General features: G+C 32.4%; 7 protein-coding genes. All 7 read left to right on the top strand.

The features are described 5' to 3' along the window. Positions 1-67 precede the first annotated feature (67 nt). Complete coding sequence (gene dnaK / locus VLC96_RS07870) at positions 68-1951, top strand: molecular chaperone DnaK (protein WP_325261921.1); 1884 nt, start codon at positions 68-70, stop codon at positions 1949-1951. Between the two features lie 278 nt (positions 1952-2229). After that, positions 2230-3300, top strand: coding sequence for a magnesium/cobalt transporter CorA (gene corA / locus VLC96_RS07865; protein WP_325261920.1), 1071 nt, complete (start codon positions 2230-2232; stop codon positions 3298-3300). 117 nt (positions 3301-3417) lie between these two features. Next, positions 3418-5511 carry a phosphate acetyltransferase gene (pta, locus tag VLC96_RS07860; RefSeq protein WP_325261919.1) on the top strand — a complete coding sequence of 698 codons (2094 nt, stop codon included), beginning with the start codon at positions 3418-3420 and terminating at the stop codon, positions 5509-5511. Positions 5512-5585: 74 nt separating this feature from the next. Beyond that, positions 5586-6782 (top strand): acetate/propionate family kinase, encoded by a 1197-nt coding sequence (locus VLC96_RS07855; protein ID WP_325261917.1) that lies wholly within the window; start codon positions 5586-5588, stop codon positions 6780-6782. A 100-nt stretch (positions 6783-6882) separates the two neighbouring features. Next, positions 6883-9627 (top strand): helix-turn-helix and ligand-binding sensor domain-containing protein, encoded by a 2745-nt coding sequence (locus tag VLC96_RS07850; RefSeq protein WP_325261915.1) that lies wholly within the window; start codon positions 6883-6885, stop codon positions 9625-9627. 237 nt (positions 9628-9864) lie between these two features. Beyond that, positions 9865-12885, top strand: a complete 3021-nt coding sequence (locus tag VLC96_RS07845) for a SusC/RagA family TonB-linked outer membrane protein (RefSeq protein WP_325261914.1) — start codon at positions 9865-9867, stop codon at positions 12883-12885. A 4-nt stretch (positions 12886-12889) separates the two neighbouring features. Beyond that, positions 12890-13818, top strand: a 929-nt coding sequence (locus tag VLC96_RS07840) for a RagB/SusD family nutrient uptake outer membrane protein (protein ID WP_325261911.1), incomplete at its 3' end; no start/stop codon positions are given.

Here is a 13818-nt window from a genome sequence, read left to right as displayed (position 1 = left end):
CACAATGATTGTCTATAGCAACTCGAGTTATTAAAACGAGTATATTAAAAATTAAATATAAATAAAAATGGGTAAAATAATCGGAATTGATTTAGGTACTACGAACTCTTGTGTTTCTGTAATGGAAGGAAATGAGGCAGTTGTTATTCCTAATGCAGAAGGAAAAAGAACTACACCATCTATCATCGCTTTTGTTGAAGGTGGAGAAATTAAAGTGGGTGACCCTGCTAAAAGACAAGCAGTAACTAATCCAACTAAGACTATTGCTTCTATCAAACGTTTTATGGGACATACTTTTGCTGAAACTACAGAAGAAGCAAAAAGAGTTCCTTATACAGTAGTAAAAGGTGATAACAATACTCCACGCGTGGATATTGATGGTCGTTTATATACTGCTCAAGAATTGTCAGCTATGACACTTCAAAAAATGAAAAAAACTGCTGAAGACTATTTAGGTCAAACAGTAACTGAAGCAGTTATCACTGTTCCTGCTTACTTTAACGATGCACAACGTCAAGCTACAAAAGAAGCTGGAGAAATTGCTGGTCTTAAAGTTATGCGTATCATCAATGAGCCTACTGCTGCTGCTTTGGCTTACGGATTGGACAAAAAAGGAACTGACCAAAAAATTGCTGTTTACGATTTAGGTGGAGGTACTTTTGATATCTCTGTTCTTGAATTAGGAGACGGTGTATTCGAAGTATTGTCTACAAATGGAGATACTCATTTAGGAGGTGATGATTTTGACCAAGTTATTATTGACTGGTTAGCTGACGAATTCAAAGCTGAAGAAGGTGTTGATTTGCGTTTAGACCCAATGTCATTACAACGTATCAAAGAAGCTGCTGAGAAAGCAAAAATTGAATTGTCTTCTTCTGCAGAGACTGAAATCAACTTGCCTTACGTTACAGCTACAGCTTCTGGACCAAAACACTTAGTAAAAAAATTATCTAGAGCTAAATTTGAGCAATTAGCAGACGCTTTAGTAAAACGTTCTATGGAGCCAGTTGCTAAAGCATTAAAAGATGCTAGTTTGTCTATCAATGATATCGACGAAGTTATCTTGGTAGGAGGTTCTACTCGTATCCCAAAAATCGTTGAAGAAGTTGAGAAATTCTTTGGTAAAAAAGCATCTAAAGGTGTTAACCCTGATGAAGTTGTTGCTATTGGAGCTGCTATTCAAGGTGGAGTTCTTTCTGGAGATGTAAAAGATGTATTGTTATTAGACGTTACACCTTTATCTTTAGGTATCGAAACTATGGGTGGAGTTATGACTACTTTAATTGAGTCTAACACAACTATCCCAACTAAAAAATCTCAAGTATTCTCTACTGCTGCAGATTCTCAACCATCTGTTGAAATCCACGTATTGCAAGGAGCTAGAGCAATGGCTGCTGATAACAAAACTATCGGTCGTTTCCACTTAGATGGTATTCCACCAGCACCTAGAGGAGTTCCTCAAATCGAGGTTTCTTTCGACATCGATGCTAACGGTATCATCAAAGTAACTGCTACTGACAAAGGAACTGGTAAATCTCATGATATTCGTATCGAAGCTTCTTCTGGATTAACAGCTGAAGAAATCGAAAGAATGAAAAAAGACGCAGAAGCTAATGCTGAGTCTGACAGAATTGCTAAAGAAAGAGCTGAAAAATTGAACGAAGCTGATGGAATGATCTTCCAAACTGAGTCTCAATTGAAAGAGCTAGGAGATAAATTATCTGATGAAAACAAAGTTGCTGTAGAATATGCATTGACTGAATTGAGAATGGCTCACCAATCTCAAGACATTCCTGCAATTCAAACTGCTCTTGACAACATCAATGCAGCTTGGAAAAAAGCTACAGAAGCGATGTATGCTCAAGGTGAACAAGGTCAAGCTGCTGCTGAGCCACAAGCTCAATCGCAAGGAGACAATGTTGAAGACGTTGAATTCGAAGAAGTAAAATAATTCATTTCAGTAGAGACGCACTGCTGTGCATCTTAACAAAAAATAGAATAAATGAAAGACCGAGTCAGAAATGGCTCGGTTTTTTTGTTTTCATATAATTGGTTATTCTTTCTAAACTTCGTTTTTATATAAAAATTAATAATTTATTACTGCTATTTTTTTAATCTACTGGTTTTAAGTTTGTTATAATTTAAAAAAGACAAGATTTAATAATTTTTAAAACAAATTTCAGCTAAAGAGTTTTATTTTTTTTGTAATATTACTATACAATTTATTTTATGAGAAAAATTAGGAATATAAAGACCAAACAACTGCAACCCTATAATCTTGAATACACAGGTTTACATAAAGATAAAAAGGTCGAAATTCAATTATTTGTTTATGATGATTGCAATGTGGCAGAATATCAGAATGATAGTGTTTCAGAGTTAAGGAAACATATAGATTTGAATAAGTCGAATTGGCTGAATATACATGGATTAAGCAATATTGATTTACTTAAGGTTGTTACAAAATATTTTGGTATCGATAATTTCATTTTAGCCGATATTTTAAATACTAATAAAAGAACCAAATTGATGGAAGAAAAGGACACTTTGTTCTTTAATATTAAGTCATTGTTGCCAAAGGAGAATTCTGATGATATAAGGGTTGAACAAATTAGCTTTTTGTTGAAAAAGGGAATTTTGATTTCATTTCAAGAAAAAAGAAGCGATTTTTTTACTCATATAAGAGAACGAATCCGAACCAATTCTGGAATCGTGCGAACAAAGAAACCTGATTATTTATTGTATATTTTATTGGATGCGGTTATAGGTAATTTTTTTATAACGCTAGAAAATGAAGAAAATAAAATAGAGGAGCTGATAGATTTTACCAAATCGAGTGCCAATCCGATAATCCTTGAAAAAATTGAAAAGCATAGAGACAATTTTAATCTATTAAAGCGTGCTATCATTCCGCTTCGGGATTCTTTGTACGATATTAAAAGCATGAAAGAGGACGATGTTTTTGATGAGATTGAGTCAGATAATTATACTTTTTTTAACCGTTTGTATCAAAAATGCCTCGAACTTTTGGAACAGATTGAATCGGATATGGGATCATTGGAAAGCGCTTCTAATTTCTTTTTTGCTGCGCAATCGCACAAAATGAACGAGATAATGAAAACGTTAACCGTAATTTCGGCAATTTTTATTCCATTGACCTTCATTGTTGGGGTTTACGGAATGAATTTTGAGAACATGCCTGAACTAAAAACACAAAATGGTTACTTTATTGTAATCGGGATAATGTTTCTTTTAGTACTTGGAATGGTTGTTTATTTTAAGAAAAGATCATGGTTTTAATTTTATCATAAAATAATAACTTTTATTATTAAAACTGATTTTGGTCATATTTAAAAGGGAATTTAACTTCTAATTTTGTAGGCTGCTTATAATGATTAAAAATAATATTTAAAAAACATGAAAAAAGCTATATACATCGCGACTATTGAAGAGAATTGTGGTAAAACAATAATCACTTTGGGGTTATTGCGAATGCTATTAGGAAAGACTGCAAAAGTGGGTTATTTTAGGCCAGTAATTGAAGATCAAGAAGAAGGAAAAAAAGATATGCATATCGAAATGGTTCTTTCTCATTTTGATTTAGACATTGAATATGAAGACGCATATGCTATTACAAAAAGCAAATTAATAAAGAAGAAAAACAATGGAAAATTAGGCGAAGTTGTTGATTTGATTATTGATAAATATAAAAAAATTGAAGATCGTTTTGATTTTGTTTTAGTTGAAGGAACAAGCTTTACTGGAGAAGGGGTAGCTATAGAACTGGATATGAATGTGCTTATCGCCAAAAACCTAGGTGTTCCTTCCATCATTGTTGGTTCCGGAGTAGGAAAAACATTGGAGGAGTTAATAGACAACTTAAATTTAGCCTATAATTCATTTAAAGCAAAAGAAGTTGAAGTATTGGCTGTAATTGCTAATAAGGTGCAACCTGAAAATCTGGAATTGGTAACCACCAGTTTAGAAAAAAGTTTACCATCATCAATTCTGGTTAATTCAATTCCGTTAATTAGTAGTTTAAATAATCCAACAATGCAAGAGATTGTAGATGTGTTGAATGCTAAAATATTATTTGGGGAAGAATATTTAAATAACCAAACAGGAAGTTATAGTATTGGTGCTATGCAATTGTGTAATTATTTATTGCACCTTAAAGAAAATGGACTTGTTATCACTCCAGGAGACAGAGCAGATCTTATTCTTGGAGCTTTACAGGCAAATGAATCTGTTAATTATCCATCAGTTTCAGGAATTGTTTTGACAGGGAATATTGTTCCGGAAGAAAGTATTATGAAACTGATTGAAGGTTTGGCTCCAGTAGTTCCAATCATAACTGTTGAAGGAGGAACTTATTCTATTGCTAATAAAATTGGTAATATTAAATCAAAAATATACTCTAATAACCTTCAAAAAATTGAAACATCAATCAATACATTTGATAAATATGTTGAATTAGATGTTTTATTAGACAAGTTTAATGCCTTTAAGTCTGAAGGAATGACGCCTAAGATGTTCCAATACAACTTAGTGAAAAGAGCTAAAACACAAAGAAAGCATATTGTTTTGCCAGAAGGATATGACGAAAGAATTATCGCTGCAGCAGCTCGTTTACAAGCTATGGATGTTGTAGATATTACCATAATCGGAAACAAAAAATTCATAGAAAATAAGGTTGTTGAATTAGGTTTAACTTTGGATTTTGAAAAAATATCAATTGTTCTTCCAAGAGAATCTGAGTATTACGATGATTATGTAAACACATATTATGAGTTGAGAAAAGCCAAAAATGTAACGCATGCAATGGCTAGTGACCTTATGGAGGATGTTTCTTATTTCGGTACTATGATGGTGTACAAAGGACATGCTGACGGAATGGTTTCTGGTGCAGCTCATACCACTCAGCATACTATTTTGCCTGCATTGCAATTCATTAAAACAAAACCAAATTCTTCTGTAGTTTCATCAGTATTTTTCATGTGTTTAGAAGATCGTGTTTCTGTTTTTGGAGATTGTGCTATCAATCCAAATCCTACAGCAGAGCAATTGGCAGAAATTGCAATTTCATCAGCAGATACTAGTTTAGCTTTTGGAATTGATCCAAAAGTTGCATTATTGTCTTATTCATCTGGTACTTCTGGAAAAGGAGATGATGTTGACAAAGTAAGAACAGCGACCGAAATTGTAAAACAAAAACGTCCAGACCTTAAAATTGAAGGACCAATTCAATATGATGCCGCAGTTGATTTAGAAGTTGGACAAAGCAAATTGCCAAATTCAGAAGTTGCAGGACACGCTAGCGTATTAATTTTCCCTGATTTGAATACAGGAAACAATACTTACAAAGCAGTTCAAAGAGAAACTGGAGCGTTGGCAATTGGACCAATGTTGCAAGGATTGAATAAGCCAGTAAATGATTTAAGCCGTGGTTGTACTATCGATGATATCATTAATACAGTAGTAATTACAGCTATTCAAGCACAAGGATTGTAAAACACACACACATACCTAAATAACTTAGCTTCTTAGAAACTTAGGAGCTTAGAATCTTTAAAAAAAAATAAAAAATGAAAGTAGTAATTATCAATTCGGGGAGTTCTTCTATAAAATATCAATTAATTGAAATGCCTGTTGGTTCAGTAATTTGTACAGGGATGATTGATAGAATAGGTTTAGAAACTTCAAATTTTAGTTATGTAACGGATACAAATAAAATAGAGGAAGTTTTGCCTATCGCTAATCACAAAATTGGTTTGCAAAAAATTGCTCAATTATTAATGGATGAAAAAGTAGGAGTAATTCAAAGTACTGAAGAAATTAAAGCCGTAGGACATAGAGTTGTTCATGGAGGAAGTACTTTTTCAGACACTACATTGATTACTGCTGAAGTAAAAGAAAAAATTAGACAATTATGTGATTTGGCTCCTTTGCACAATCCAGCTAACTTAGAAGGAATTAATGTTGCTGAAGAAATTTTCACTTCAGCAAAACAAGTAGCTGTTTTTGATACTGCTTTTCACCAAACAATGCCTGTAGAAGCTTATAAATATGCTATTCCTAATTATTTATTGAATGAGCATAAAATTAGATCGTATGGTTTTCACGGAACATCTCATAAATACGTTTCAACAAAAGCTATCGAATATTTAAAAGCAAATAATCTGCCTCATAAAAATGTAATTTCTATCCATTTAGGAAACGGATGTAGTATCACTGCTGTAAAAGATGGAAAATGTATCGAAACTTCAATGGGATTCACTCCAATTAGCGGATTGGTTATGGGAACCAGAAGTGGTGATATTGATCCATCTGTTATTTTCCATTTGATTAAATCTCTGAATTACACTGCTGATGAAGTCAACACTTTATTACAAAAACAAAGCGGTATGTTAGGATTAACAGGTTTTAGTGATTTGAGAGATATTCAAGCAAATGCTGCCAATGGGAATAAAGACTGCCAATTGGCATTAGCAATGAACACTTATAGAATTAAAAAATATATTGGTTCATATACAGCGGCTTTAAATGGTTTGGACGCGATCATTTTTACCGCAGGAATTGGTGAAAATTCAGCTGAGATTAGAAAATTAGTTTGTACCGATATGGAGTTCTTCGGACTTGAATTAGACGATGATAAAAACTCAATTCGTTCCAAAGAAGTTCGCGAAATCAATTTGCCACAATCAAAAGCGAAAATTTTGGTTATCCCTACAGATGAAGAAATCGAAATTGCTAATCAAGTGTATCACTTGTTGTTGAGTTAAGATTTTTAAAATAAATTCCTTAAAAGCTTCTGTAATCAGAAGCTTTTTTTGTGCTCAAAATTGAAGAATTGTAATTATATTTGATAAAAAACTTCACATTTTGAAAGCTAAACTATTTAAGATTCTTCTTTTCGGTTTAATATCCATGCAGCTAAACGCTCAAGAGCTGCTTCCTTTTGTTGAAAATTATAGCAAATCAGATTATAAAGGCGACAACCAAATTTGGAATGTGGCACAGGGAAATGACAGTGCGATGTATTTTGCTAATAGTTCTTATTTATTACGATATGATGGGGTAAAATGGGAAAAATATACATTGCCAAATAAAACAACGATTCGATCCGTAATGGTGGATGGAGAAAAAATTTATACAGGTTCTTTTCAAGAATTTGGTTATTGGTTCCGTAAAGATGCCAAGATGCACTATGTTTCTATTTCGAAAGGGCAGAAAGCTTTTGATGGCAAGAATAATAACGATGAAGTGTGGAAGATTTTTAAATTCGATAATAAAATCTATTTTCAGTCTTTCAATGGACTTTTCATCTTTGATGGAAAAGCAATCAAAGTAATAAGATTACCTTTTCAGATTTCATATTGTTTTGTTGTTGACAAGCAATTATTAATAGCTTCGGTTAAAAGTGGAATTTACAGATTCAATAGTGGAAAAATTGAGAAATTAAAGGGATTCACTCTTTTGGAGAAAAATGTTATTCATTCCATTGAAAAATACCAAAACAAAACATACTTTTTCACGAATAAAAATGGCGTTTATATACTTGAAAACAATATTTTGACTCCTTGGAAAAATAGTTTAAATGAAGTTCTAAAATTAGCAAATATCAATGTCGCTCAATTTATAAAAAATGACAAACTGGTAATTGGAACTGCCAATAATGGAATTTATATTTTCGATTTAATCAATGACACTTATCAAAATATTAATAGAAATAATGTTCTGATAAACAATTCGATTCTAAGTATTTCTCAGGACAAAGAAAATGATTTATGGCTAGGACTAGATAACGGTATAGCTCATATTGAAGTCAATTCGCCAATTTCAATTTTTTATGATAATTCTGGTTTTTTGGGCTCCGTATATTCGGTAGTAACGACTCCAAAAGGCTATTTAATGGCTTCCAATCATGGCATTTTTAAATATGAGGACAAGCAGCTTTCTTTGATTCCAAACACTCAGGGACAAGCTTGGAATATTACTAAAATCAATGATCAATATCTTATTGGCCACAATGAAGGCACATTTATTTTTAAAAATGATGTATTAAGTAAGCTGAACGATATTAATGGAGGCTGGAATATTTCAAAAAGTGCTATTAATAATTCCTACTTGCAAGGTACTTATAGTGGAGTTGTGGTATATAACAATCCCGATAATTTGGAACAAAAAATTGCACTAACAGATTTGCAAAAGCCAATTAAATATCTTGCTCAAAACGTGAAAAATGAAATTTGGGCCGCGGATTTAAATAGAGGTTTATACCGCATTTCATATAATAATAACTTTCAAATCAAAGTTGATAATGTCACAAGACGCAATAATATCAAAAACGATTTTGGTGTAAAATTTTTTGAATTTAGAAACGAAATTTTGTTTTTAATTGATAATGTCTGGTATACTTATAATTCTATAGATAATGAGTTGGAAACGAATGATTTGTTTAATGAAAATTTCAAAAATGTTTCTGATATCGTTAGTATTGATGCGAATAATTTTATGATCCTTCAACAAGGACTTTTGTACCATATTTATGCTCAAGGCAATAGATTTATTAGAAAAAATATTCAAGAGAAATATTATCGAGGAAAACTAATAAATGATAATTTAAAGGTGTTTAAAGATAAAGACAATTATTTACTCAATCTGGATGATGGTTTTATTTCATTGAATTTAAAATACAACGTAAAAGAAAGGATACAAGTAAAAATTGAAGCTTTCAATGATGATGTTTTGGTTACTGATCATTCAAAAATAAAACACAATTCTGAATTAAAAATAAATGTAATATCAGGTATTTATGGAGCAGGAACACCAGATTTGTATTATAAACTTAATGGCAAAAATGATTTTATTCCAGTAAAAGCAGGCTTAATTCTTTTAAATAACCTAAATAGTGGTACTCATAACTTTGAGATTTACAATAATGATGGTTTAAATTACAATAAAGTCGCTGACTTTGAATTTGTTGTTGATAATTCTTGGTTCTTATCAAGCTGGATGTTTGCTATTTATCTCATTGTGATTGGATTGATTTCATATCTGTATTATAAATGGAACAAAATGAAGAATCTCCAACAGCTTAAATTGCAAGAAGAAGAATTAAAACATCAAAAGGAAATTCTAGAAATGGAATTGAAAGCAGAAAACGAACTAAATATTCAAGAATACGAAAAACATATCCTCGAACTTGAGCTATTGACAAAATCGTCTGAAGTTGCTGGTAAATCACTTTCAATAGCGAAACAGAGTGAAATGATCGAAAATATTCAATATATTTTGGATAATGAATCTGATGCGGACAAACTTAAAAATGAAATTAAAAAAGCCATAAAGATAAATGCAGTTAATAAACACGAATGGGAAATTTTTGAAACCAATTTGAATCAAATTAACAACGAGTTTATTACTTCGTTATCAAAAAAATATCCAAATCTTACAGCTAAGGATATCAAACTTTGTGTTTATCTTAAAATGAACCTTTCTTCAAAAGAAATTGCACCAATGATGAATATTTCATTTAGAGGTGTAGAACTACATCGTTATCGTTTACGTAAAAAATTAGGGCTTTCTCAGGAGGAAATTCTTTCAAATTTTTTATTAACCATCTAATTATGCTGTACTTTTTCACGATAACATACATCTTTTTGTATATCTTTTACTGATTATCAGCTCATCATTATTACATCAAAATCTCAAAAGTTATTATTTAGGTTACTAAAATCTCTTTAAAAATGTGATTTTTTTAACATAATTGCGATTGATGTATTTTTGTAGTAGTACTACTTTCTTTGTTAATACGCTGTATTTCATTAAATTAGCTTAACTAACTAAATGATTTAACAACGTATGAGAAATTTTATTTTTAGCTTTTTAGCGCTTATACTACTTCCGGTATATATGTCTGGTCAAGTGGTTAAAGGAAAAGTAGTAGATCAGAGTGGAATGGGAATCCCCACAGCATTCATTCAAGTAGGTACTAGTAATGTCCACACTTATTCTGATATAGACGGAAGTTTTAGTATAAAAGCCAACGTAGGTGATGTTATTAATGTAAGTCTGGTTGGTTTTGATGCGGTGTCTGTTCCAGCTACAGCAGAACCAATGACTATAACTCTATCAGAAGCCCAGGACACCAAATTAAATGAAGTAGTGGTAATTGGATACGGTACAAGAAAGAAATCTGATAACACAACCGCCATTTCATCTTTAAAAGCTGAAGAAGTTACTAAAACAAAAGTTTTAAATGCATCTCAGGCAATTCAAGGTAAGGCGGCAGGGGTGCAAGTCGTAGGTTCAGATTTACCTGGAAGCACACCAACAGTAGTAATTAGAGGTTTAGGTACTGCATTAGGGGGAAGAACTCCATTATATGTAGTCGACGGAATGCAAACAGAGAATATCAATAATATTAACTCTAATGATATTGCAACTTATGAAATCTTGAAAGATGCTTCTGCTCTTGCGATTTACGGAACTAGAGCTGCGAATGGAGTTATCATTATTACAACTAAAAAAGGTAAAGGCGAAAAAATTTCAGTAGAAATTGAAAGCTTCGCAGGTACTAGAACTCCTTTGAAAAAAGTAAAAATGGCGAATAGCAATCAGTTTGCTGTTTATAATAATGCCGCATTAAAAACAAATACTTTTTCAGTGAATCAATCAGTAAATACAGATTGGTTTGATGAAATTATAAGAACCGGAACTTATACACAAAACAACATCTCTATTTCTGGTTCAACAGAAAACATTAAATCTTTCTTTAGTGTTGGGAATTATGAAGAAAAAGGGATTCTCGAAGGCTTAGATTATAGTCGTACAACTATCAGAAACAACAATGATTTTAAGCTTTCTGATAAATTAACGATTTCTCAGAATTTTAGTTTGACCTCTACAAAATCTGCTCCTAAACCGTTGGGTGCTTTTACGAATGCCTATAAACAATCACCAATAGTTCCAGTGCGTTTTCCAAATGGACAATATGGAGTTTCCCGAGTTGGAAGCAATGGTCTTGTTAGTACAAATGGATCTTCGTTTAACAATGTTGGAAACCCTGTTGCTGATTTGTTTTTCTTTGATGAGCATCAAAAAAGCGTTACGCTTCAAGGAGGTTTAAAATTGGATTATGAAATTTTAGAATCGTTAAAATTCACTTCTCAATTTAGCGGAGAATATTATACTTGGAATCAATACAAATATGATGATTCTAAGGGGATTTGGCTAGCTCAAAATCCTGATAAAACTGCTGTCGATTATGATAATAAAGTTGCTGCAGAAAAAATTCCTTATAACTTATTGACAAAAGGAAGAGAGGAATACTTCAATTGGAATTTATCAAACTATGTAACATATAACAAAGTTTTTGCCGAAATCCACGATGTTGAGGTTACTGCAGGTATCGAAACATCTGTTAGAAGTCCTAGAGAAAAATTAACTATTGTTAGAAAAGACGTTAATACAAATTCTAATTATTGGGCTTTAAAAGATGTGGAATATGTGGCAAATATGACAAGTTACAAAGATGAGAAGTTCAATGAAACAAAATTAGCTTCTTATTTTGGCCGTTTCCAATACAAATTAATGGACAGATATTTATTTACAGGTACAATCAGACGTGATGGTTCTTCTAATTTTGGTAAAGATTATCGTTGGGGTAATTTTCCAGCTTTTGGTTTAGGTTGGATTATTACTAAAGAAAAATTTTTAGCTGATTCTAAAGGAATCAATGAGTTGAAATTAAGAGGAGGTTGGGGTAGATTAGGAAATCAAAACGTACCTCTTAACACCCAATCTTATACATCTGGATTGAATACTTATTTGGGCGGTTCAATTTTGTATGAAGGAACAACTATCAGTTCCCAAATTGATCCAAGTTTATCATGGGAGGTTACAGAGGAAACTTCTATAGGACTTGATTTTGCTTTTTTAGATAATAAATTATCAGGATCAGTTGATTTATATGATAAAAATACCAATAACGTTATTTTGAATACAAAACCATATGCAACTTCAGGTATTACAACTGCTGCGCCTGCACACGTTGGAGAGGTATCTAACAGAGGTTATGAATTCTCTTTACGTTGGGAGGATAAAATTAATGATGATTTTTCATACTGGATTGGTGGTAACTTTTCAAACAATAAAAATGAGCTTACAAGTTTAAAAGATGTTACACTGTCTCGACTTGTTGGAGGTAGTTTAGGTAATGGTCAAAACACCAAAATCCTTGATAATACTTCCATAGGTCAACCTTTAGGTAGTTTTTATTTATACGAATACGCAGGTTTTAGTCCTACAACTGGAGAAATGTTATACTATAAAGCAAATGGAGACAAAGTTACACAAGGAGCTTTGGGAGAGGTAGATAAGAAATATTTTGGGTCTATTTTACCAAAATCTACTTACGGAGTTACATTAGGGCTAAACTATAAAAACTTTGATTTTTCGGTAGACGGTTATGGTAATTCCGGGGCCAAAGTTTATAATGGTAAAAAAGCTCAACGTTTTGGTGGTGAGAATGTCGAAGAATCTGTTGCGACCGATTTCTGGACTACTACCAATACAACGGCTTCAAATCCTGGAGCATTTAATCAGACTCCTGTTGCTTCTACTTATTACTTAGAATCAGGTGATTTCTTTAGAATAAACAATATTACACTAGGATACAAAATTGCATTCGATACCGAAAAAACTTTTATTAGTTCTTGTAGAATTTATGTAAATGCGATTAACCCATTTATTACTCAAAAATTCTCTGGTCTGTCACCTGAGTTAAATGGAAATGGGAATCCTTATGAATCTCAGGGTATTGAGTTAGATGCTTATCCAACATTGAGATCATTTGTAATTGGTGCTAATTTAAAATTTTAATACGATGAAAAAGATATATATAACAATGTTTGCGCTAACTGCTTTGTTTTTTTCAGGATGTGCAGATGATTATTTAGATGTTGACCAGACAGAATCTATTCCTACCAAAGATTTGGAATTATTTAATGATAATGTTGGAGCAACTACATTTGTTAATTCAATCTATGAAAAATTTTTAGATTGGGATACAACATCTTTTGGATGGATTGGGATCGCTAGTATAACAACAGACGATGCTGATAAAGGTTCATCTCCTGGTGACGAAGGAGGAGATAAAGCTGTTTTGGATGCCTTGACTTACAACGCGTCAACTCCTGCGTTTGATGAGAACTTTAGAGCTTATTATTCCGGGATTAATAGATGTAATCAGGCTTTAAATATTATTCCACAACTAGATAAAGCTGATCCTGCTTTGAGAGCCAGATTAATTGGTGAGGCTAAATTTTTGAGAGCTTTTATGTACTTCACACTTGTAAAATTTTATGGTGGAGTTCCAATAGTTGACCATGTACCCGTAGCACTTTCTGAGTCTGATAAAATCATGCAGTTAACTCGTAAAACAGCCCCTGAGGTTTACGCTTTTATCGAAAAAGATTTGAACGAAGCTGCAGAGGCTTTACCACTAAAATCAGCTTATCCGGCTAATGAAAAAGCTAGAGTATCAAAAGGTTCTGCTTACGCTTTATTAGCAAAAGTTAGTTTATATCAAAAAAAGTGGCAGGAGGTCGTTAATAATTGTGATTTGGTTACAGGTTATAGCCTGGATCCAGATTATCAGCATATATTCAAAAAAGATGGTGAAAATGGGGTAGAATCCATTTTTGAAATCAATGGAGTTGGAACAACACCAGCAAAAGGAATTCAACAATATTCACAAGTACAAGGTGCACGCGGAACTGGTGGCTGGGGTTGGGGTTTCAATACTCCTTCGCT

The sequence above is a fragment of the Flavobacterium sp. genome (assembly GCF_035456085.1).
GTDB lineage: Bacteria > Bacteroidota > Bacteroidia > Flavobacteriales > Flavobacteriaceae > Flavobacterium.
Note: the sequence above shows the minus strand (reverse complement) of the source record. Positions and strands in the feature narration are given on the sequence as shown.

Bases quoted from the DNA above. Each gene is read 5' to 3' on its own strand.
- corA (WP_325261920.1), top strand. From the start codon at position 2,230: ATGAGAAAAATTAGGAATATAAAGACCAAACAACTGCAACCCTATAAT.
- dnaK (WP_325261921.1), top strand. From the start codon at position 68: ATGGGTAAAATAATCGGAATTGATTTAGGTACTACGAACTCTTGTGTT.
- pta (WP_325261919.1), top strand. From the start codon at position 3,418: ATGAAAAAAGCTATATACATCGCGACTATTGAAGAGAATTGTGGTAAA.
- VLC96_RS07845 (WP_325261914.1), top strand. From the start codon at position 9,865: ATGAGAAATTTTATTTTTAGCTTTTTAGCGCTTATACTACTTCCGGTA.
- VLC96_RS07855 (WP_325261917.1), top strand. From the start codon at position 5,586: ATGAAAGTAGTAATTATCAATTCGGGGAGTTCTTCTATAAAATATCAA.